Source organism: Paenibacillus sp. MY03 (assembly GCF_002165585.1).
GTDB classification, from domain to species: Bacteria; Bacillota; Bacilli; order Paenibacillales; family Paenibacillaceae; genus Pristimantibacillus; species Pristimantibacillus agaridevorans.
In genome coordinates this window covers 44,532-67,259 of the sequence record NZ_MXQD01000013.1, presented here as the reverse complement: position 1 = coordinate 67,259, position 22,728 = coordinate 44,532, and the positions used below count along the sequence as shown (strand labels likewise).

At 47.8% G+C, this 22,728-nt stretch carries 17 protein-coding genes; 15 read left to right on the top strand and 2 right to left on the bottom strand.

From position 1 onward, the window contains the following. Nucleotides 1-274: 274 nt before the first annotated feature. From hepB to B1748_RS15210, 6 genes are all read left to right on the top strand, one after another. The gene (hepB, locus tag B1748_RS15235) at nt 275-6,727 is read left to right on the top strand and encodes a heparin/heparin-sulfate lyase HepB (RefSeq protein WP_179215597.1); all 6,453 of its coding nucleotides are present in this window, start codon (nt 275-277) and stop codon (nt 6,725-6,727) included. Nucleotides 6,728-7,091: 364 nt separating this feature from the next. Continuing rightward, a complete protein-coding gene (locus B1748_RS15230; RefSeq protein ID WP_087568787.1) occupies nt 7,092-9,308 on the top strand; it encodes an AraC family transcriptional regulator in 2,217 nt (738 codons plus the stop codon). A 265-nt stretch (nt 9,309-9,573) separates the two neighbouring features. Then, nucleotides 9,574-11,112 carry an extracellular solute-binding protein gene (locus tag B1748_RS15225; RefSeq protein WP_087568786.1) on the top strand — a complete coding sequence of 513 codons (1,539 nt, stop codon included), beginning with the start codon at nt 9,574-9,576 and terminating at the stop codon, nt 11,110-11,112. Between the two features lie 71 nt (nt 11,113-11,183). After that, nucleotides 11,184-12,095, top strand: coding sequence for an ABC transporter permease (locus B1748_RS15220; RefSeq protein WP_087568785.1), 912 nt, complete (start codon nt 11,184-11,186; stop codon nt 12,093-12,095). Next, nucleotides 12,089-12,967 carry a carbohydrate ABC transporter permease gene (locus B1748_RS15215; protein WP_087568784.1) on the top strand — a complete coding sequence of 293 codons (879 nt, stop codon included), beginning with the start codon at nt 12,089-12,091 and terminating at the stop codon, nt 12,965-12,967. Before B1748_RS15220 ends, B1748_RS15215 begins: the two co-directional genes overlap by 7 nt. A gap of 213 nt (nt 12,968-13,180) precedes the next feature. After that, nucleotides 13,181-13,465 (top strand): hypothetical protein, encoded by a 285-nt coding sequence (locus B1748_RS15210; protein ID WP_087568783.1) that lies wholly within the window; start codon nt 13,181-13,183, stop codon nt 13,463-13,465. An 83-nt stretch (nt 13,466-13,548) separates the two neighbouring features. On the opposite strand, the gene B1748_RS15205 is transcribed toward B1748_RS15210, so the two are convergent. Both B1748_RS15205 and B1748_RS15200 read right to left on the bottom strand, forming a co-directional pair. Further along, on the bottom strand, nt 13,549-14,541 hold the full coding sequence (locus B1748_RS15205; RefSeq protein WP_087568782.1) for a Gfo/Idh/MocA family protein: 993 nt from the start codon (nt 14,539-14,541) through the stop codon (nt 13,549-13,551). Further along, nucleotides 14,538-15,524 carry a Gfo/Idh/MocA family protein gene (locus B1748_RS15200; protein WP_087568781.1) on the bottom strand — a complete coding sequence of 329 codons (987 nt, stop codon included), beginning with the start codon at nt 15,522-15,524 and terminating at the stop codon, nt 14,538-14,540. The genes B1748_RS15205 and B1748_RS15200 overlap by 4 nt, the downstream gene beginning before the upstream one ends. A gap of 138 nt (nt 15,525-15,662) precedes the next feature. Between B1748_RS15200 and B1748_RS15195 the strand changes: the two genes are divergently transcribed. The 9 genes from B1748_RS15195 (at nt 15,663) to B1748_RS15160 (ending at nt 22,664) form a co-directional block, all read left to right on the top strand. Then, a complete protein-coding gene (locus B1748_RS15195) occupies nt 15,663-16,565 on the top strand; it encodes a helix-turn-helix domain-containing protein (protein WP_087568780.1) in 903 nt (300 codons plus the stop codon). Between the two features lie 162 nt (nt 16,566-16,727). After that, on the top strand, nt 16,728-17,603 hold the full coding sequence (locus tag B1748_RS15190; protein ID WP_087568779.1) for a nicotianamine synthase family protein: 876 nt from the start codon (nt 16,728-16,730) through the stop codon (nt 17,601-17,603). 504 nt (nt 17,604-18,107) lie between these two features. Continuing rightward, the gene (locus tag B1748_RS15185) at nt 18,108-18,770 is read left to right on the top strand and encodes an RES family NAD+ phosphorylase (RefSeq protein ID WP_087568778.1); all 663 of its coding nucleotides are present in this window, start codon (nt 18,108-18,110) and stop codon (nt 18,768-18,770) included. Between the two features lie 221 nt (nt 18,771-18,991). Further along, the gene (locus B1748_RS15180; protein WP_087568777.1) at nt 18,992-19,450 is read left to right on the top strand and encodes a CDI toxin immunity protein; all 459 of its coding nucleotides are present in this window, start codon (nt 18,992-18,994) and stop codon (nt 19,448-19,450) included. A 319-nt stretch (nt 19,451-19,769) separates the two neighbouring features. Beyond that, nucleotides 19,770-20,192, top strand: a complete 423-nt coding sequence (locus B1748_RS15175; RefSeq protein ID WP_087568776.1) for a DMP19 family protein — start codon at nt 19,770-19,772, stop codon at nt 20,190-20,192. 216 nt (nt 20,193-20,408) lie between these two features. Continuing rightward, nucleotides 20,409-21,299 carry a GIY-YIG nuclease family protein gene (locus B1748_RS15170; protein WP_087568775.1) on the top strand — a complete coding sequence of 297 codons (891 nt, stop codon included), beginning with the start codon at nt 20,409-20,411 and terminating at the stop codon, nt 21,297-21,299. Between the two features lie 178 nt (nt 21,300-21,477). Beyond that, entirely contained in the window at nt 21,478-21,768 is a 291-nt protein-coding gene (locus B1748_RS15165) for a histidine phosphatase family protein (RefSeq protein WP_256975685.1), read from the top strand. Nucleotides 21,769-21,889: 121 nt separating this feature from the next. Further along, nucleotides 21,890-21,985: a competence inhibitor ComI gene (gene comI, locus B1748_RS37510; protein ID WP_219930283.1), complete on the top strand. Its 96-nt coding sequence runs from the start codon at nt 21,890-21,892 to the stop codon at nt 21,983-21,985. A 346-nt stretch (nt 21,986-22,331) separates the two neighbouring features. Next, the gene (locus tag B1748_RS15160) at nt 22,332-22,664 is read left to right on the top strand and encodes a DUF3024 domain-containing protein (protein ID WP_087568774.1); all 333 of its coding nucleotides are present in this window, start codon (nt 22,332-22,334) and stop codon (nt 22,662-22,664) included. Nucleotides 22,665-22,728 lie beyond the last annotated feature (64 nt).

Below are 22,728 nucleotides of genomic sequence, written 5' to 3'. Positions count from 1 at the left end.
CGCATACATAGAACCTGGCTAAAAAGCGAATACCTTTTTGAAACAGCTTCTGATGAAAGGGGGTAGCAGGACCGTGCGCGAAGCTTTGACCAAACAGGTGAATCGACTTTGCGAATCATAAGAGCATTCGAGCGATTTGGGCGGTTATCAGAAAGAGGGGAGCTTCGCTCCTGAAGAAAGGGTGAAAATCATGCATGTTTTTTTAAGCAAACGCGGCAGAAGTCGGATTTCATTGATGTTATGTTTGGTTCTGGTAGGGAGCCTATTGTTCGGTTTGGTTCCGCGAAGAGCTGAAGCCGCTGTTTCGGAGCTGCCTGTGTCTGATGCGTTCGATGTGGAGCAGACGGGAGCGGCTCCTGCTGGCTATGTGATTACCGGATCGGGAGGCACCGCTTTTGTCAGCGACCCGGCTGGGACCGGGAACAAGTCGATGGAGCTGAAGGACATTGACCCGGGCAATGACGGCGTAACGGCAACGAAAACGTTCGCGCCTAAAACAGGCGGCAAGCTTCTTGTAGAAACGAAGTACATGCTGAAGAAAGATGCGACAAACCTGTTTCCCGTGCTCAACTTCAAACTGAATGGCAAGGCGGGAGCGACGGCGAAGCCGGTAGTTAATTTCCTCCTGTTACCCAACGGATCAACCCGGTTCACGATTACGGATAATCCTAATTTCACCAGTCAATTCATTCCCAATTCGTCATACGGTATCTCCGAGAACGCCTGGTATACGATGAGGCTGGAGCTGGATCTGGACGCGGGCAGCTTCGATGCCTATTTAACAAGCGATATGCTGGAAGCCACCCATGTTGCCACGTTAGTGGGAGGGACTACAAGGGTTGGTCCGAAGACGATTGCCATGCTCGGCAAGCCGCTCATGACGACAGGCCTTACGAGCATCGATCAGCTTGTAATCGCAACAGGTTCGAATTCGGGCTCCTTCCACATCGACGATGTGAAGATCGAACCGATATTGGCTGTTAAAGGAAAAGTGGATAATACGGATGGAGAAGCTTGGGGTTTAGTTCCGGTAAGCTTGTATGCCGCTGCGGATACAGCCTTCGCAACACCGCTGGCAACCGCGCAAACATTGGCGGATGGTACTTATAGCCTGGCAGCGCCGGCCAGCGGAGTTTATGTGGTCAGGGCCGTCAAAAAAGGATACTTAAGCGGCACGGCTTCTGTTACGTTGACGGTGAATGATGCCGTCAATGTGGATATTCAATTGCAAGCAAACCCGGCCAACAAGGCGTTTCCCATATTTGATGGATTCGATGCGGAGCAGACGGGAGCAGCGCCCGCAGGCTATGTAGTTACCGGGACGGGAGGCACCGCTCTGGTCAGCGACCCGGCAGGAACCGGGAATAAGACGCTGGAGCTGAAAGACACCAACTCCGGCAATGACGGCGTTGCGGTAACGAAAACGTTCACGCCCAAAACAAGCGGCAAGCTTGTCGTGGAAACAAAGTACATGCTGAAGAAGGATGCGACGAATGCCTTTCCCGTGCTCAATTTCAAGTTGAACGGCAAGGCGGGAAGCGATACGGCAGTGAAGCCGGCCGTTCAATTCCTTCTGTTGCCGAACGGTGCGACCCGCTTCAGCATTAAGGACAATCCGGATCCTTTTGTCGGACAGTTCATTCCCAATTCGTCATATGCCATCTCCGAGAACGTCTGGTATACGATGAGGCTGGAGCTTAACCTGGATGCGGGCAGCTTCGATGCCTATTTAACTAGCGATATGCTGGAAGTTACCCATGCTCCCGGACTGGTCCCGGGCATTACAAGGATCGGTCCCAAGACGATTGCCATGCAGGGCAAGCCACTCATGACGGAAGGCATGACGAGCATCGATCAGATTGTAATCGCGACTGGTTCGAATTCGGGCTCCTTCCATATCGACGATGTGACGATTAAGCAGGTATTGGCTGTTAACGGTATAGTGGAAAACACGGTGGGGGAGCCGCTCGGGTTAGTACCGGTAAGCTTATACGCTGCTGCGGATTCTGCCTTTGCAACACCGCTGGCGACCGCGCAAACATCGGCGAACGGTACCTATAGCTTAATCGCACCGGCCAGCGGGGACTATGTAGTCAGAGCTGTCAAGGCCGGATACCTAAGCGGGACGGCTTCCGTTACTTTGACGGACAGCGATGCTTCGGATGTGAATATTCAATTGTCTGCCGACACGGCCTTTAACAAATACAGCATTAGCGGAACGGCATCGGACGCGGCGACAGGCGTCAAGCTTTCCGGTGTTACGCTGAACGTGTATGAGGAGGGGGATACGAATTACAGCGTATCTCTGGGGAATACGGTTACGGCGGCGGACGGCAGCTTTACGTTCCCGGCACCGCTGGTGGCGGACCGTTATATGATCCGGGCTACGCACAGCAGCTATATAACGAGCAATTATCCGGCCACCTTGTTCGATGCGGACCTGAAACGCGCAGACATTCGAATGCCGGCAGCGGTTACGGCGACTTTGGAGACGATCCCGAAGCCTCCCGCCGAGCATCCCCGCTTATATGTAAGAGCGGGCGACATTCCGGTGCTGAAGGCGAAGGTTGCGCCGGGAGGACCGCTGAACGCCGTATGGAATAAAGTGCTGGCAACGAGCGAAAGCGCAGCCTTCAGCGGCAAATCGAGCGGAACGACATCGGCGATCGAGAGGTACAGCTTGCCGGAGCTGCAGAACACCCGGCATGTGAGAATCGTCGGTCACGGCAGCAGCTCGGGCAGCTTGTGGAATTCCATTGTCGAAACGGAAATTTATGACTCCGTATCCGGTGCTTCGAACAAAGTGACAGTGCAAAATGTATCCGTAAGCAGCGGCTCATCCGGAACTTGGACGTTGGACGGCAGTCTGGATCCGGCGTCGAGGTGGTCGGCCGAAGGCGACGGCGAGTGGATCAGTTACGATCTCGGCTCCGTACAGCCTGTCGGCTCCGTCGGCATCGCTTGGCTGGCGGGGGAAACCCGAAAGTCTTACTTCGACATCGATGTTTCCGTAGACGGCGTAACCTGGGAGAGACTTAATCTGGGATTGACATTGCCCGAAGGCGCATTGGAGCCGTTGCCGCCGGGAACGACGGATAAGACCAACTACTTGCTGGCTGTCCGGCAAGCGATTGAAGCGAACGCCATGATCTATTTGCTTGAAGGCGATCCCGAGCGAGGGCGCAGAGCGATCAATATGCTCTTGAATAATTTGAACACGATTCAATTCACAAGGGCGGATCAGTATGGGCTAATAGGACCGACGATCAACGCCGCTGCTATGGTATACGACTGGTGTTACCCGTTGTTAACCGAAGCTGAGCAAACAACGATAATTAACAAAATGGAATTTATCGCAGGGCAAATGGAAATCGGGTATCCCCCGATCAATCAAGGTTCGGTTGTCAGCCACGGCACCGGCGATCAGCTGCTGAAAAATTTGCTGGCCGGCGGAGTAGCCATCTACGACGAGAAGCCGTACATGTATAATACTGCGGCACTGCGGATGTTCAAGGAACTGATACCTGCCAGCAACTTCGCCGCTTTGGCCGAGATGCATTCCCAAGGGGACTCTTACGGCCCCAACAAGATAAGCTCGGAGCTGTGGGCAGCGTGGATTTTCAGGCGGATGGGGTTAGGCCCTATCTATGATGAGCAGCTAGCCGGGGCGAGACTTTACCGTTCGCTTTATGAACGCTTCCCGAACGGTCAGCTCTTGCGTTCAGGCGATTCGCATTTGCCAATCTATGCAATGCGCGATTCGTATTTGGGGTACCCGAGCACGCTGCTGCTTGGAGCTTCGTATTATGCAGATCCGTATCTCCAAAATGAGTTTTTGCGTCAATACAAACCGGGCATGATCGATCCGATCAACGAGATTCTGTTCGTCGATATGAGTCTGCCGACGCAATCGGATAACAGCTTGCCGCTTACCAAATATTTCGGCTACCCGATCGGGACGATGATCGCAAGGACAGGATGGGATACCGAAACGGTCAGTCGAACGGCGCCGGCGGTTATTGCCGAAATGAAGGTCGGCGGCCACTTTTTCGCCAATCATCAGCACCGTGATTTTGGTCACTTTGCCATCTACTACAAAGGATCGTTAGCCCAAAATTCGGGTATTTACGAGGGCGGTAACGGAGGTTACGGCAGCGATCATGACGTCAATTACCATAAACAGTCGATCTCCAGCAACACGATGCTGGTCTACGACCCAAATGAAGTCAAAACCTGGATGGGCAGACAGATCATCAACGACGGCGGCCAACGCATGTCAAACAATGGCTTCGATGCCGTTACGCTGGAAGAGCTGGTCGGAGAAGATACTTACATGGGCAGGGTGGTCGGACAACAGTTCGGCCCGGATGCGACAGAGCCTAACTTCAGCTATATTAAAGGCGATCTGACGACTGCCTATACATCGAAGGTGAAGCAGTCCATGCGTTCCTTCGTGTTCCTGAACCTGAAGAATGAGCAGCACCCGGCGGCGATGATCGTATACGACAAAGTCGCGGCTGCCGATCCGAACTTCAAGAAATATTGGTTGCTGCACAGTATCGAGGAGCCTACGGTAAGCGGAAATACAACAACGATTAAACGCAGTGAAGACGGATATAACGGCAAGCTGGTCAATGAGACGCTGCTGCCTGCGGCCGACAATACGACAATTGAGAAGGTAGGAGGACCAGGGCGAGAATTCGAAGTATTTGGCACGAATTTTCCGAACTTCGTCAACAGGCTGCCGAATGAAACCACGGCTGAACCGGGAGCATGGCGCGTGCAAATCTCGCCGGATGCTCCTGCGGAGACCGATTATTTCCTGAACGTCATGCAGGTCATGGACACTGGCACGACTCCGCTCGTCACGCAGAAGCTGGATTCGGAGCGGATGGTCGGGGCGAAGGTTGCAGGCAATGCGGTATGGTTCAGCAAAGACGGCAATCGTCTTGACGGAGCTGTGACGCTGACGGTTCCCGGCGACGATACGAACCTGCAATTCGTGGTTACGGATCTGGAAGCGGGATCCTGGAAAATATCCGAGGGCGGCGCGGATACATTCGGTTCCGTCGGCGAAGAGGGCGGCGTGCTCTACTTTGAGGGGGCTGCAGGAGCATATACGCTTACCTATCTGGGCGATGCCGATATTGTCGCGCCGGTGACGACCGCGTCCCTGTCGCCGGTTGCACCGGACGGCCTGAACGGCGAGTATAATCAGGTGACCGTTACATTAACCGCTGCCGATAACGTGGCCGTGGACCGGACGGAATATAGCCTGGATGGCGGCGCGACCTGGCTGCCGTACACGACTCAAGTTGTCTTCGAGAAGAAAGGACAATACACGCTACATTACCGTTCTTCGGATCTTGCGGGTAACGTGGAAGCGGCCAAATCCATCAGCTTCAAGATAGGATCCGGCCTGCAATTGGATACGGGGTCGTATATCCCGAACCCATCGGGCGGACCTATGCTGATTGAGACGGAGCGAGGCATTGAAATTACCGGAGGCGGAGCGGTCGTCCGAAAGGAGACATCGGCAGACGGTCAAAGCGGCCAGCATGTGACGATGTCAGCGGAAGCCGTCAAACAAGCCTTCCACAAGCTGGTCGGCAAAGAGACGGCTGCACAGAATATAATCGTAGACATTAGCGGCTCGGAAGCCGTAAACCGAATCGAATGGCCGGCTTCCGTCCTGAAGGAAAGCTCCGATTCGGTGCCAAATGCGATAATCATCATGAAAACCGAAACGGCATCCTATCACTTGCCGATAGGGTTAATTGATGTGGACGGACTTGCGGAGTCGCTAGGAGTCGATGCCAAGGATGTCAAAATCATGGTCTCGATTGCCAAAGCCGGCGGCGCCGCGGCCGAAGTGGCCGCGAAGAGCATAAACACCCTTGGCGCTAATCCCGTATCGGACTTCATTGCCTTTTCGATTCAAGCCGTAGCTGGCGATAAGTCGATTCCGATCCGGCAATTCAACGATTATGTGGAAAGAAGTCTGACTCTTGCCGACGACGTCAAGCCTGAAGGCGCAACGGCCGTCATGCTTGACGAGGCCGGCCGGCTGATCTTTGTGCCGATGGTTCTTCAGCAGGCGGATGGCAAGTGGGCGGCGGTCATGAAGCATAAAGGCAACAGCACTTACGCCATCATAACTCACGATAAAACCTTTGATGATTTGGAAGGACATTGGGCAAAGGCTGATATTGAGCTGCTAGCCTCCAGATTAGTCTTGCAAGGCCGAGCCGAGCAGGCTTACGAGCCAGAGCAACATGTGACAAGAGCCGAGTTCACGGCAATGCTCGTACGTTCTCTCGGGTTGACGGAGGATAGCTCCGGAGCCTCCTTTTCGGATGTATCCGCAAGCGATTGGTATGCCGGGGCGATCGGAGCAGCAGCTCAGGTAGGCTTAACAGAAGGATACGAGGATGGCCGCTTCGATCCTAATGCCTCTATCACGAGGGAGCAAATGGCGGTTATGATCGCGAGGGCAGTGAAGGCCGGCGATGAAGCTTCAGGAAAGAAGCAAGCGAAGGAAACGGCTTTTAACGACCAATCGTCCATCTCCATTTGGGCGCTTGAATCCGTACGACAAGCTGTAGATTTGGGCTTGCTGCAAGGGAAGCCGGAGAACAGCTTTGCTCCTGCCGAACAGGCTACTCGCGCACAATCAGCCGTTCTGATCAAACGTTTCTTGCAATATGTGAAATTTATTAACGAATAACAATCGTGCGTGACCCGGCGAATGTCGCCAACTTTTCGCCGGGGAATTGCTGAAACAATTCTTTTTAACGATGCACGCCTTAAGCCTAGCGCCCCTCAACTGCGCCGGGTTTTTGGCCGTGCCGGCTGGTCTCTTTTGCGGATAATGATACTTTTTTTATAAAAATGAAAAAAAGTTGAGCCTGGGGCGGTTTTGACCATATACATTGCGCATCGGCGCCACTACCATGGTAGATGTGAAACATCCTATTGTGAAAGCGGATTCATGAATCGGGCAGCCCAGCTGATTCTTCCTAATCGCGATTATACTTGTTAAGATATGAGAGAGACAGAGAAAGATATGGCAGAGAAAACGTGGGGGGCGCATGAAACCATTACAATCGCTTTTTTTCTTCAGACACAGATCCAATTCCCTCTTCCTGAGACTTATCGCCGGATTCCTATGCATTATAATTCTGCTGGGTTCCTTCACCTTGTACACGCTTGCCGAGTCAAAGCGGAACGTGAGACAAGGCATCGTCAAATATAATACCCTCATGCTCGAGAACACCATGAACAGCTACGAAAAACATTTGGATCTCGTAAAAAAACAAATGTCCCAGTTTTTTTTGAGCGTGGACGTTCAGAAGCTGCAGAGCAGTACGAGTTATTCCAGCTTTCCGGTTATCATCCGTGAAATCGCCACCTATACAAACAATCCGTATCTCTTTATCGATAACATCGTGCTTTATTTGAGGAATGAAGAACTGGTGATCGAGAAGGGCACCAGTACGAGCGCGGAGTTGATGTTCGACGTGTTCTACAGGAGTGCGGAGTACCCTCTCGAATTCTGGAGGCAACAGTTCGATGAACGCTACTCCAATCGTCTCTTGCCGACCGCGACAATGTTCAGCCATATCAATCGCGAGAATCCGAAGGAAAACGGTAGACTTATGCCGCTTGTGTTCAAGAATGAGTGGCACAATAATTTGTATATGATCGTTTTCCTGGACGCCGACGCGATGTACGGCGCCTTCCAGCAAAGCATCCATGACGATTTTATCGTGTACGGAGACCAAGGGGAAACATTGTATCAGAGCGAAGGCAAGGAGCCGTTTCTCTCCAGTGAGGAATTAAAAGGATACGTGGGCAACGAATTTGTGAAGAACGGGAAATTTTATTTCAGTAAAATGGGGAAAACGACGGGTTACCAATATGCTTACCGGGTTCCCGCCGAACAGATCGCTTACGAAACCCGTCTCAACGTGACGCTGGTGGCGATGATGGCTGCGGTCATTCTCCTCAGTCTCCTGATTGCTCTCGTATTTGCCGTGCGGATCAATAATCCGCTGCGCAAGGTGGTCGAATCGATTCGGTCCATGAACGAGAACCAACCATTTCGGTCGAGCATCAACGAGTTCAACATAATTAGCGACGAAATTGTAGGTATTCAACAGGTGCGAAAGCAGCTCGGCTTCATGAATAGGCTCAAAGCGATTCGCAGTCATGACGTCGATAGCGGGAGTCTAGAGTTCTCGAACAAGCCGTTCGTATTCCTCCTGTTCCAAGTGCAGTATCATCCGGGGAGGCTGGGCAATCAAATCTCGGTCGAGAAGTGGATCTATTATATTAAAACGTATATCGACAGCCAATTAACGCAGGCACTTCCAGACTCTCTGACGTTCCAGATCGAAAAGAACCAAATCTTGAGTTTGGTATTCGACCCGCGAACGCCGGAGCTGTTCCGGCTGCTCGGCAAGATGAAGGAAGTATTCGATCATGACAAGGAACACGGAATCGTGACGATCGCGGTTACCTCTATCTACTCTTCGTCTGAACAGCTGACATTGGCTTACGAGGAAGGGCAGCAGTTGATCGTAGAACGCCGTCTGGTCAACGAAACGCAAATCATTACGGAGCGCGCGCCGGCGTCTTCCGCAGCCTATTTCACCCCCGATCAGGATAAAGAATTCGAAGCGAATTTGAGGGAGGGTAATCTGCCGCAGCTCGCCGCGCTCCTGGAGCGACAGTTCGCGAAGTGGCAGGGGAAGGAGCTGCCGGCTATCGCCCTCTATCGATTCGCCGAATTTATGGCGGGCAAGATTCGCGCTACTCTGCTCCCCGTGCACTTGGAAGCTGGCAAGCTGGAGGAAATTCTCGACCGGTCGGAGGAGAAGATCGAAGGCTGTATGGACGAAAGCGATCTGGAGCAGCTGCTGCTGGGATGGGTCACGAAGGCTGCAGAGTTGGTCAAAGAAAAAAAGGATGAGAAGCATCCGGTTACCTCCTTCGTCATCGAATATATCAACGAACATCTGGCGGAGGATATCTATCTCGATGTGCTGGCCGCGAAACTGAAGATGAGCAGCGGCTATTTATCCTCCTACTTTAAAGTGAAAACCGGCAAAAACATCGTGGACTATATTAATGAAACCCGAATCGCCAAAGCGACCACGCTGCTTGCAGAAAACGATATGAAAATAAACAATGCCGCCAAGGCTGTCGGTTATCAGAACATCACGTCGTTCAATCGCATGTTCAAGAAATACACGGGAATGACGCCAAGCGAATACCGAAAAAAAATGGATTCCAGCTCTTCATAAAGTTCCTTTAAGGAACTTTTTTTCTTCCCGTCGTGCCTGTAATCACGTTTCTGGACTAACGGAAGGTTGGGCGATTTTGCGGAAGATAAACTTTTTTTAATAAAACCTTAAAGGAGTATCAGGGCATGCAGTTCCGGTTATTTCCGAATGGCCGGGCATGGCCTTATGATAGCGGTAATCCGAAACAAGGCGAATGACTTGAAACCGAATTCATCGGATTTGCGAGGAGCTTAAGGATCAATAAAAAAAGGACGGTGTATTCAAAGTGAAGAGAGAAAAAAAGCTAGGCTTAATTGGTGCCATTCTCGTTGCTTCCATGCTTGCGGGATGTTCCAACAACGGAGGCGCAAATGTAAATGTAAACGATCCGGGAACCGCTGCGCCAGCGGCTTCGCCTGAGAGCACGGAACCGGCAAGCGCGCCGGAAGCTACGCTCAGACTGCTAACCGATTTGAAAGAGACCTACCCTCCCAAGCCCGATTGGGCGGTCTGGAAATGGGTAAAGGAAGAAACCAACATTACTATCGAGCAAGAGACGTGGACGGGGCCGGAGTCGCTGGCTCTGGCAATTGCCTCAGGGGATATGCCTGATTTGTTCACCGTGTTCCCGCAAGATGCGCAAAAATACGGGATGCAAGGGGCGTTTCTCGATCTATCCGAGCATATGGACAAGTTGCCTAACCTCAAGAAGTTTCTGGACTCGAAGCCTGATGTTGCGGAGCGCATGACGTCGCCCGGCGGAGAAATGTACCATGTGTTGAACGACGGAACAGGCGCAAGCAATCTGATGGTCTGGTTCTATCGCGATGACGTCTTCGCGAAGCATAACCTGCAGCCGCCGACCACATGGGATGAATTATACGAAACGGCCAAGACGCTGAAGGAGCTGTATCCCGACAGCTATCCGTTCTCGTTCCGTCATGGAGTTTCCACCTTGAATTCTTTCGGACCTCAGTTCGGCGTCTATCCGTACATGTACGAAGATCCGGGCACAGGAAAAATCAAGTATGGCGTAACAGACCCTGGCTTTAAGGTCATGATCGAATATTTGAACAAGTTCTACCAGGAGAAGCTGATTCCGCAAGACTGGTTATCGATGGATTATAAGGCATGGACTCAGCAGGTCGCTACGGACAAAACGTTCATGACGATTCAATATATCGTCCAAATCGAAATTATGAACAGCCAACTTCAGAATGGCGCCCATCTGAAATTTATGGCTCCTCCGCTGGGAGCTGGAGAGAAAGCATACATTCCGAAAGCGGATTTCGAAACCTACGGTATTGCCGTATCCTCCAAAACGAAAAACCTGGATGCCGCTTTGCGTTATATCGACTTCATCTATTCCGATAAAGGAAAGGATATTCTCAGTTGGGGCAAAGAAGGGGAGTCGTATACGATCGAAGACGGCAAACGTAAATTTTTGCCGCAATTCAAAGAACCGAACGATCTGCGGAAAGAGCTTGGTCTTATGACATCGGCCGCTTACGGGGTTGCAGACTTCGAGGCGTCGCTGTCGCTCAGCAATGAAAATGAACAATATTCGTATACGGAAGCCATGAAATATCAATTCCCTACGATGAATGTGAGGCCGGTTCTGACAGACGAGGAGAGAAATTCGATTACCGATACGGAAGATCAACTCAATAAATATTATGAATCATCCGTCGCGAAGTTCATTATCGGTGAAACTCCATTGTCGCAATGGGATGCGTTCCTCGAAGAGCTCAACAAGATCGGCGCGCAGAAGATCATCGATACGTACCAGGTTGGGCTTGATCGTTTGAACAATATTACGAAATAACCTGAATTCGGATAGGGCTGGATAACGGTTTATCTGGCCCTGTCTTTTTTCTTACCGAAAGGGGTGCCGTAATGAAATCGCCTTCAATCCTTAAGCAACTAAAGCGGGACCGGGCTTTCGTGCTTATGTTCGCGCCAGTCTTGTTGTATTTCATCATGTTCAAGTATGTCCCCATGTTCGGCATCGTCATCTCCTTTATGGACTACAATTTGTTCAAAGGGTTAGGCGAAAGCGAATGGGTCGGACTCAAATATTATCAGCAGTTCTTCAATAACCGGGACGCTCTTGTCATTATTAAAAATACCCTTCTGCTGGGGTTATACAAGCTTCTGTTCGGCTTTCCCGCGCCGATCATTCTGGCTCTGCTGCTTAACGAGCTCCGCCATGCGGTATACAAACGATTGGTACAGACGATCAGCTACCTTCCGCATTTCTTGTCTAATGTTGTTGTTGCGAGCATGCTGCTCTTGCTGCTGTCTCCAAGCACGGGCATGGTCAACCGCATCATCGGATGGTTCGGATTGCCGGCCATTAGCTTCCTGCAGGAGGCGGAGTGGTTCCGTACGATCTACGTCCTCTCGGAAATATGGCAGCAAGTCGGCTGGGGTTCCATCCTGTATTTGGCGGCTATAACGACCATCGATCCGCAATTGTACGAAGCAGCCCGCATGGACGGAGCTGGCAGATGGAAGCAGACCCTGCACGTGACGTTGCCCGGAATTGCTGCTACGATCGTCATCTTGCTGATCCTTCAGATCGGAGGCATGTTGGAAATCGGCTTCGAGAAAGTATTCCTGCTGTCCAATGCCGCGACGTACGATACGTCGGATGTTATTCCGACCTATGTGTACCGCGTCGGCATCTTGCAAGGCAACTTCAGCTATGCGACAGCAATCGATTTATTTATGGGCATCATTGGTTTCCTGCTCGTCTACGGGAGCAATAAAATTAGCAGAAGATTAGGGGAGAACAGCTTATGGTAAAAAACAGGAGTGTTTCATCCCTTTTCTTTGATTACGCGAACGTTCTGTTTATGGCGCTTTTGATTTGCGCAATGTTGTTTCCTTTCCTGCACATGGCAGCGGTAGCTCTTAGCGATCCGGAGCCTGTTATCGCGGGGAAAGTCTCTCTCTGGCCTAACGGGCTGAATTTCGATGCGTTTGCCGCCGTATTTAATGATAATCGGGTTCTGGTTGGTTATAAGAATACGCTGATTTATGTTGTGTTAGGCACGGCTTGTTCCTTATTTTTCTGCATTCTAGGCGCGTATCCGCTCTCGCGCCGCAATCTTGTATTCGGCAAAACGTTTATGATGCTTATCGTTTTCACCATGCTATTTTCCGGCGGTCTGATCCCTACCTATTTGGTCGTCCGCAGCTATGGACTGCTTGATACCATATGGGCTATGGTATTGCCAGGTCTTGTTTCTCCCTATTATTTGATCATTATGCGAACCTTCTTCCAGGGGATCCCGCGGGAGCTGGAGGAATCCGGCAAGATTGACGGCTTGTCCGATTGGATGATCATGTTGCGCATTGTGCTTCCGCTGTCGAAGCCGGTCCTGCTTACCATCGGGCTATTCTACGCCGTGGGAATCTGGAGCAACTTCTTCTCGGCGCTCATCTACTTGCGGAACGAAGACTTGCACCCGCTGCAGGTCATGATTCGCAACATCGTGATGATCGGCCAAGTCGGCGACATGACCGTCAGCAACTCGGTCGGAGGCCGTACCGTCGTGCTGGAGTCGCTCAAATATGCGGTCATCCTGGTTGGAACCCTTCCGATTCTGCTCGTTTATCCGTTTATCCAGAAACATTTTGTGCAGGGCGTCATGATCGGATCGGTGAAGGGTTAATCGAAGCTTGATACGTTAAGCGACGATCCGCATGCCGTCTACAACTTTCATTATTACGAACCGCTTTTTTTACCCATCACTTGGCACTAGCCATGCTAACAACCTAACATAAAGAATTGAATTGGTTGAAAGCTCTATATATAAGTAAAATAATGAATAATTTTACAGTCATAATTCGGCCTTTATATCAAAAAGGAGAAGACCCCTGAAATCGTGGCGCAGATTCCTTTTAATGGTAACTATGCAAATGACCTTTCGATCCGAAACGATGAAGCCTCGATCAGCCTTTGGAACCCGGAAGTCTCTCGTCACTTCGAACTGCGTATTATCGCGAATCTTTGTGATGAAGTTCATATTGTGTTGATTTATGCCAAAACGGCGGCGTATTTGTATGAGTTCGGCGTCGATCAGGAGCCGGCGCGTGAATGTTGTAATGGAAGCAAGATTCTTGTATTCGCAAAAGAAGAACTCAAGGGATTATTGGGGCAGATGATATGAATATAGGAGTGAGAATGCCGTTTCCTAATAACATGGAGCCATGCAACTTGTGCATGGCTCCATGTTGTTAGTACGTAAGTCGATTAGACTCGAAGATTTACTGGCTGGCCCGTTTCGATCGATTGATAACCGGCCAAAGCGACCGCTGCCGAACGCATTCCGTCTTCGCCGCTGATCGGGACTTGTTCCCCTTGCTTAATGGCTTGAACAAACGCCTTCACCAGATAAAGATCCATGTTGTCGCCCCAATAATTCCATTGGCCGGTGCCGGCTTCCTGGCTATATAGTTCGTTTACTTGTCCGAGAGAGTCTACGGATAATACGCCGTTGGTGCCGATTATTTCCATCGTGACATCGCCCCATGTCGGGAACGGAGCCCTCCTGGACCAGCTGGTATCCACGACGCCGAACGTTCCGTTCTCGAATTTAACGTGAATCATGCCGGCATCGTCGACGCCTAACTTTTCATCGAACAGGGTGGCTGCATAGGCGTATACTTCTTCGGGTTCGGAGCCTGTGATCCAGCACATCAAGTCCATGACATGAACCGTATGATCGAGGAGAGCGCCGCCGCCGGATAATGTCGGATCGACGAACCAGCCGCTTGGTGCCGTGCCGCGGTTGGTCCCCTTAATGGCGACGATATCCCCGATTTCGCCGCGTTCCACCGCTTGTTTAGCCTGTATTACGGCTGGCAGGTATCGACATGGAAAGGCGGTCATTAATTGGACGTTATTATTGTTGCAGGCTTCGATCATGGCGTTCATCTCGTCTGCGCCCACACCAAGAGGCTTCTCGCATAATACGTGAATGCCCTTATTTGCCGCGGCAATGGTTATTCCCGCATGGAATACATTCTCCGAGCAGATGACGACGGCGTCCATCGATTGCTCCAAAAGGCTGCGATAATCGTCGTAATAAGCGATGCCGTGCTTGCTTATAACGTCCGCAACTCTTCCGCGTTCAGGGTCGGCGATGCCGATGATCTCCACCTCCGGTATGGAGAGCAGGGAGTTTAGGTAGGAGAAGGCATGTCCGTGCGCAAAACTAATCATGCCGATTTTTAATGGATTCATTGGTTGCGTCCTCCTTGCATGTAAACGACTTTGCCAGACCGAATGCTCTCCTTGGCGGCGAGCGCCACTTCAAGCGCTTTGAGAGCGTCATCGGCCGTTACGATCGGGTTGCCGCCGTCACTGATACAGGACAGGAAGTGCTCCAGCTGCAGCTCGTAAGGACTGCGGAATCCCGGACTGCCCGGAATGACGACGGAAGCGCCTGGATCGTTGGACGATCCTTGCTTCGTGATCTGCAAAGAGCTGCTCTTTAAACTATTGGCTCTAATGATGCCCTTGCTTCCCGCAATCTCCGCTTTCGTATGGAATGGCCCTGGATATCCCCAATTCGACTCAACGTTCGCGATAGTACCGTTATCGAAATGCAGCGTTACGAGCGCGTAATCCAATGTATCCTTTTTGGCGTTCAGCGCATATACGCTGCTGACTTCGCCAAAGCATGACCGGAGGAAATCAAGATCATGAATCATGAGATCCAATATAACGCCGCCGCTGCGGGAGTCATCCGCGAACCAGCCGCCGGGATGCCCTCCGATCCGGCTGGCATGCGCGACGCCTGGTCTACCCAGCTTCCCGCTGTCCAGCGCCGCTTTCATATTGGCATAGTCCGGGAAGAAGCGGACCACATGCCCGACAAACAATCGCACTCCGTTATCTTCGCACACGGCGATCATCTCTTTGGCGTCTTCGGCAGTCAGCGCGATCGGCTTCTCGCAAATAATATGCTTTTTTGCTTTTGCCGCTTTGATCGCAAATTCTTTGTGCAAATAGGTAGGGAGCGCAATGCTGATTACATCAAAATCGGCTTCCTCCAGCATCCGGTCGAAGGAGCTGTAAGCTGTTGCTCCGGTACGAGCAGCCAACTTTTCGGCCTGCTCAATTCGCACGTCGCAAACGCCGGTCAGGCGGACATTTTCGAGCTTTGTGTAAACATCGGCATGAACGCCTCCCATGCCCCCGCTGCCCAATACTGCTACTTTCATCCCATTTCGTCCCTTCTGTTATAAATTGATGATTGTCCTAATCATAGCTGGATTGAAGCGGGGCGTATATGCGATAATTTAGTTAATATATATCCAAATTCAACATCATCATCTATTTTTACATTGCGAGGCGACGATATGGAGATCTTTAAGGAACCGATTCACTATCAAAATCCGCAGCTTTGTTTAAAGGTGTGGACATTTACGCAACAGAAAAGCGAGCTGAAGCAGGCAGAGTCGGTCAATCCACTCTGGCATTACCATAAGGAAGTTGAATTCATATTGGTTCTTGAAGGCGTTCACGAGATGCATACGGTTGACGAATCGATTAGTCTAGAGCCTGGCGAGGTTATGGTTGTTGGTTCCAACCAGCTTCATCGCGGCTACTCGCATGTAGGCATGAAGGTCTCCTATATCGTGCTTCATGTTGATTTCGAGCCTTATTTCGATCCCGCGACCATGCATTTCTCCAGCTCCTTTATCGAAGTGCTGCATCCGCTCGACGCGCTGAACGGGATGTTCCGCCGCAACTCGACCGCTAGCAACGAAGTTGGGAATGCCATTAGGCAGATCCATGATGAGGTGATGCAGCGAAGGCATGGTTACGAAATAGCGGTTAGCATGCAAATCAAAGCGTTAATGCTGGCGTTGATTCGGCATGACGATGAAGGCATTCTCACTTCGCATGACAAGACGGACGCTCAGGTGCTTAGACCCGTCATCGCCCACGTTGACGAGAAGCTGGGCGAGCGGATCAGCATGACGGAGGTTAGCCGTATAGCAGGGATGAGCTACGTTTATTTTTCTAAATTTTTTAAGGACAGAATGGGACTTTCCTTTACGGAATACGTGAACCGAAAACGAATCGCCAAAGCGTCCCGCATGCTTGCGATGAGCGACCGGAAGGCAACGGATATTGCCGCAGCGGTCGGTCTTGAAAATATGGCGCATTTCTACGAGATGTTCCGGCGCTTTAACGGCTGTACCCCCAAACAATTTAAAAGCAGAATGCGGGGGAACGTTCGGACGCGGTCAACCTGACTATGGATCATGAGCCTGCGACTGAAATGGGAACTAGGCGCAGCGTAGGAAGGTTTGACGGTTGCTCCTAACATAACCCGAATTGCTCGTCTAGATTGCTGCCTGGACGAATATACTTCAAAAAGTGAGAACTTGTCGCGGATTGAAGGAGGGGCAGCGCGAATGGATGCACAGGCAACAGAAACGATAATGAACACGGACTCGAACTTGAGGGAGAATAAGATTGAAGACTTTGTTCGACTTTTCAAGGAAACGAATGAACGGCTCCAACATGAACAGGATTTGTCTCCCGACAATGCAAAAGTGTCTGAGATCATCGGCCGCCTCATGAGCCGCTTGCGTTCCCGCTACTTGCCTGAGGAGATTACGGCAGTGCTTGGCGACGATTATATTAGAAGCAACCAGCGAAAGCTGCAAGATAAGCTATCCGAAGCAGAATTCCTTGCGGAATTAAATGATGCCCGGCAGCTTGCACATGGCGACGTTTCTCCACTGGACAAGCTTACTGCGATGCCGATATGGATGGTCTATAACGCTCTGGTAGGCGAAGAGCTATCCTTCTTGCGTGTGCTGCTGGACAAGCATGGCAAAACGGAGCAAGCGCCAATCGTATTCGTCGGAAGCGGCCCATTGCCTCTAAGTCCCGTCATGCTTCATTTGTTCGGGAAAACGGAAGTTGTCGCTCTGGAGAAGGATCGCGGTGCCTTCGAGGTATCTCGCACCTTGCTTAAGCGAATGGGCTTGGAGTCGAAGGTAATCGTCAAGCTGATGGAGGGAGCGGACTTCGATTATAGTGCCTATGATCGAATCTTCGTGGCCAGCCTTGTCCGCAACAAGAGGGAGGTGCTGGAGCAGATAAGCCGTACCACTCCTCAGGCACTAGTGGCAGTCCGCACCGCAGAGGGCATTCGTCAAATTATGTACGAAGCCATCGACGAGTCGCTGCTCTATCGTTTAGGCTGGGATATTATAGGCAGAACTTCCCCGGACGGGAGGCAGGTGATTAATTCGACTTTGTTTTTGGGCCGGAGAGACTAGATTTATGGAAATAGACAGAGGGGAATTGCTCGAACCGTGATGTTTTGCGGTTCTTTTTTGTGTTTGTGAATGTGGTTTTCTTCGGCTGTTTAGCAAGAGATCTAAGTGCTTTTGACCGCGTACAGTACTCGGTGGAAGGCGCTGGTCTTGTATACTTAGGTCAAATGACATGGTATAGTCAATTAGAAGGTATTGGAATTTTATCCAGTGGAATTTGCTTAATACGTAAATATGAACAAAAGGCGAAGAACTAGAAGAATTACATCTTACCGCGCAAGAGATTTTAAAGAAATAAAACATTTATGTATGCACATTCACAGAAGTAAATCACTTCTGATAACACCATATTCGCGCTTCGAGCCATTCGGCCCTCGGCCCGGACAGAAGACATTGGCAGGGAAGTTGAAACAGCCGGACACATCCGACTTCGTCAGACGTCGTGAATATACGAAACGTTATCGGAAATACTCAAAAATACAAATGTAATAAAAGGAGAAAAGCAAAATGTATGTATCTAACAATGTTGATGCTCTCAATAAGTATCAACAGTTCACTAAATTATTTGAAAAAAATAGGTTTCTGATTGATCAGGATCATGATTTTATCAAGCATTATCTTTCCAGCCTTGCAACAAAAACACATGAAGTGAGAAAAGGTCAAAAATTTTATAGAGCAAGAGTTAATGGATTAAGTCCTTTTGAAAATGATAAGGATCTAGATGCTCCTCCTGATGGAAAAGCTTCTTTTGGTAGGGTAAATCCAAGAGGCATTTCTTATCTCTATGTAGCAGAAACTAAAAAAACTGTTATTGCAGAAGTGCAACCATGGCTAAATGCAAGTATTACAATAGCTGAATGTACTGCATTAGATTCATTAAAGGTAGTAGACTTATTACCTTCACAACAAGAAATTGTAGCAGCACATAGTTATCGTAAAGTTATAAGTGATGAGTTTTCAAAACCTGTTAGACCTGATACTAAAGAATTAGATTATGTACCTACACAATATATGGCTGAATGGTTTAAAAGTAAAGGATTAGATGGAATAAGGTATGGAAGTGCTTTACATTTTGGAGGGATTAATTTAGCCTTTTTTGATCCTACTAAATTACAAGTTAGAAAGATTGAAGAAGTTACCGTAAAAGCAATAGATTATAGTACTGATTAAGTTTTATAGCTAAGACAAGAGCGAATTTTTGAGCAGGTTCAATGAAGTCGAGTACATCCGATAACACCATATTCACGCATCGGGCTGAAGCCCTCGGTCCGGCAGGAGATATTGGCAGGGGAGCAGATTCAGCCGGACACATCCGACTTCGTCGGACGTCGTGAATATACGAAACGTTATGGGAAATTGACGAAATGAATATATCTTGTGAGGGCTAACTCATGGACAAAAATGAAAGAAAGACGAAACTCCAAACCTTACTTGAAAGACAAAAGTTGAAAAATCAAATGAAAGATACAAGCAAATTGTTTGATGAATGCATTGTCACGCTAGGTGATGGTATCTTTGTTTTTAGTAAAGAGAAATCAACTGAAATATACAAGACATTTGAGAACGAATATAAGTTTACATTTTATGGACGAGTAGAATGGAATTTATATGAATGTGAAGAGATTGATTTATCAACACTCAAAACTCAATATGCTAAAACAGATGAAACTTGTTTTATATTATGGAGTCATGGATCCGATCCTGTAATAAAAGCAAAAATAAATAACGTGCTAGAACATATTGATATTGTGATGGCTGTTTCACCAGACGTTTGGTTATATAGGAATAATGAATATGTAATTGAAATATTTCACGATGGAATAATAAGAACAAATAATATGAAAGAATGAATACACATTTGATTGCAATTCAGGGGAGTCGGCAACATCCCATAACACCATATACACGTATCGGGCATTCGCCCTCGGTCCGGCAGTTGATATTGAAAGGGGGAGCTGATGCAGCCGGACACACCCGGCGTTCGCCGGGCGTCGTGATTAAACGAAACATTATATGAAACCCCACGAAAGACATATATATTTGAGGGTGATAACATGGATTTAGTTAATTTAATTGGTAATCTGATTTCTCCCCAAACTTTAAAAAATGGCTTTTCGGAAGATATAGTTAGCGAAGTTTGTTTAAATCTTTATTCGGAAACATGGAGTTATGGTTAGAACGAATTTTTGTTTTTTACCAACTTGGTTGCAAGATATTATTTTACTAATAGATTATGACACTGAGTTGAATATGAATGGAATATTAGGTTTTTTAGAGAACTCAACAGGATTAATGTTAGATGAAACAATAGAGACTTTAAAACGAATCGATGCGATAGATGATTATATAACAATGAAAAATATAAAAGAGATATTAACAGCGAATGGTATTGAAATAAAAGTACTTAGAGAAAATGTAAATAGTGGTAGTCAATATGAAATATTGAATAGCCTAAAAGTACTTGATTTGCATTTTGAAGAGATATTGAATGAAGAAACTAATTTATATCTATATCAAGATCGGGATATTTTTAAACTCTTATTTGAGTATATGGATTTATATCGATCTGAAATATTTAAAAGAGATAGGTAATTCTTAGGCTTGCTTTGAAGTCATGTGGCATCATATAACACCATATTCACGCATCGGGCATTCGCCCTCGGTTCGGACAGATGATATTGTAAGGGGAGTTGTAGCAGCCGGACACATCCGACATTCTTCGGACGTCGTGAATCGACGAAACGTTAGATGAAACTCTCAAGATATTAAAAACTATAGAACACTTTTGAAGGCTAAGGAGATTAAAAGATGAGAGGAAAATCAATCAAGCTTTATATTATGGGAGAAAAGTATAAGAGTTTAAAAACGGCCGAGCTTAGCAATTGGACAGGTAAAGCATACATAGGTCAGAGGAAACATGTTCAAATGCTTCAAAATATAGAAGAACTGGCCACCCCAGGTATTTACATACTGATTTCTGAAATAGAAGACTCTTATCAAAAGAAGGTTTACATTGGGGAAGCGGATGAAGTAAATAAACGAATAGCAGAACATTTCAAGCAAAAAGATTGGTGGAATGATTTTGTAATATTTATCAGTAAAGATACTAATCTAACAAAGTCACATGTTAGATATCTTGAAAGAGAGCTTTATGAAGTTGCTCTTAAAAACAAGACGACTATTGAGACAATCAATGGAAACACACCACCAGGTTCGAAAATGCCTGTTTCTGAATGCGACGACATGAGTGATTTTAATGATAACATTATCTTCGTGCTCAACAACTTAGGAATTATTGATTTTACTAAGACTCAAACGAATAGTCAAAACATGGATAACACTGGGAAGGAAAGGGAAGTTTTTTATTTGAGTGTTCCTGGAGCTAAAGGCGAGAGTGTTAAAGAAGCAAAGCTTATGATTACAGAAGGAACATACAGATTATTAACAGGCTCATTCATTCGAAAAGATCATGTTAGTAGCTTCGCAAGTCACAATTATGCAAAGTTAAGAAGGCAACTCGAAGAAGAAGGTTTTTTCGAATCCTCAGAAAGTGAGAGCCATTTTAAATTATGTAAAGATATTGATTTTAAATCTCCTTCTGCAGCAGCAGCTATTGTCAGAAATAGTTCAATGAATGGGAGGAAGGAATGGAAACTGAAAAATGGATTAAGCTTAGATGAATTTGAAAATAGACAATGAAGTCTTATGTTTTTGTTTTTCAAAGAAGTAAGAGCCACCATATTCACGCATCGGGGCATTCACCCCTCGGTCCCAGAAGCGGCTTCCAAGAGACACACCCTGCATTCGCTAGGCGTCGTAAATATATGAAACGTTAGCTGAAACCAGTGCAAAGCTACTAAGAAGGTGACTCAAAGAAGTGGAGACCATAATATACTTCGTAAGACATGCAGAATCGCCATATATTGCTGGCATGGAAAAATCAAGAGGATTATCTGAGAATGGAATACTACATGCCAATGAGGTTAAAAACATTCTAATAAACCAAGATATCGACTACATAATATCAAGCCCGCATGAAAGGGCAATACAAACAGTTCAGCCATTAGCTACAGAATTGAACGCTTCGTCACTATCGCTCCGCGGCCGTTCCCTCCGGTCACTTAAGGCAGTGAAGGTTCGTAAATACACAGACGTTAGACGAATTTAACGAGTTTGTTATCAATAGTAACGAACGAACGTTCTTCACTAAATTGGTACATGATGGTACAATAGGGAAAGACAATTGAATCTTGGGTGGGCATGGTTTCCCTTCGAAAGGAGGTGAGGCCATGGAGGTTAAGGATGCCCTAACGATCATGTTTCTGTTTGGATCGTTTATCCTTGCACTACTAACATACATCAACTCTAACAACAAGAGAAAGTAAAAACCCACCCTTAGGTTAGCGCCCAGGTGGGTTTTTAATCCTATTCAACTAAGAAGGGATACCCCATCCAAGCCGATTGTTCGCCGAGTGTTTGCCGCACTCGGCTTCTTTATAGGTATGATAACACAATTGGAAAAAGAAGTGAACCAGGAAAAGCTATGGTGTAATAAAATTATGGACTAAAACGAGCCTTTCATGAATGATTGGCTAGAAACAAAAAGAAGTATAAAAAATGATACAGAAGTTGAAGGTTACATAGAAGTGATTTATCCTCAATGAATCCTTATCGACCTTCATTTATTGCAAAGCAATAAGATCAAAATCAATTTACCGGTGAGGTGTATGCATGTTAGACTCATTCACAAAAAAGAGACTTGAAAAATTAATGACAGATTATATAGAACAGAAAATCCCAAAGCACATTAGAAATCAAATCAGACTTAATTACAAAATCAGAGGAAATAACATTACTCTTATCGAAGAACGACCGGCTTTCATGAGTGATGAATGGGTGGAATTAGATGTAGCACAATTTCGATTAGATCAAAATAAATGGAAAGTATATTGGAGAGATAGTAAAAATAAGTGGCATTTTGTCGATGACATCGTCCCAGATGAAGATTTTGAAAAACAATTGAAAATCGTAGATACAGATAACAGAGGATTATTTTGGGGCTAATTCGACGAGGGTAATGACTTCAGACAGCACCATATTCACGCATCGGGTGAGGCATTTAAAATAC

Bases quoted from the DNA above. Each gene is read 5' to 3' on its own strand.
- B1748_RS15170 (WP_087568775.1), top strand. From the start codon at position 20,409: ATGAGAGGAAAATCAATCAAGCTTTATATTATGGGAGAAAAGTATAAG.
- B1748_RS15190 (WP_087568779.1), top strand. From the start codon at position 16,728: ATGGATGCACAGGCAACAGAAACGATAATGAACACGGACTCGAACTTG.
- B1748_RS15185 (WP_087568778.1), top strand. From the start codon at position 18,108: ATGTATGTATCTAACAATGTTGATGCTCTCAATAAGTATCAACAGTTC.
- B1748_RS15230 (WP_087568787.1), top strand. From the start codon at position 7,092: ATGAAACCATTACAATCGCTTTTTTTCTTCAGACACAGATCCAATTCC.
- B1748_RS15215 (WP_087568784.1), top strand. From the start codon at position 12,089: ATGGTAAAAAACAGGAGTGTTTCATCCCTTTTCTTTGATTACGCGAAC.
- B1748_RS15160 (WP_087568774.1), top strand. From the start codon at position 22,332: ATGTTAGACTCATTCACAAAAAAGAGACTTGAAAAATTAATGACAGAT.
- B1748_RS15175 (WP_087568776.1), top strand. From the start codon at position 19,770: ATGGTTAGAACGAATTTTTGTTTTTTACCAACTTGGTTGCAAGATATT.
- comI (WP_219930283.1), top strand. From the start codon at position 21,890: ATGGAGGTTAAGGATGCCCTAACGATCATGTTTCTGTTTGGATCGTTT.
- B1748_RS15220 (WP_087568785.1), top strand. From the start codon at position 11,184: ATGAAATCGCCTTCAATCCTTAAGCAACTAAAGCGGGACCGGGCTTTC.
- B1748_RS15195 (WP_087568780.1), top strand. From the start codon at position 15,663: ATGGAGATCTTTAAGGAACCGATTCACTATCAAAATCCGCAGCTTTGT.
- B1748_RS15180 (WP_087568777.1), top strand. From the start codon at position 18,992: ATGGACAAAAATGAAAGAAAGACGAAACTCCAAACCTTACTTGAAAGA.
- B1748_RS15205 (WP_087568782.1), bottom strand. From the start codon at position 14,541: ATGAATCCATTAAAAATCGGCATGATTAGTTTTGCGCACGGACATGCC.
- B1748_RS15200 (WP_087568781.1), bottom strand. From the start codon at position 15,524: ATGAAAGTAGCAGTATTGGGCAGCGGGGGCATGGGAGGCGTTCATGCC.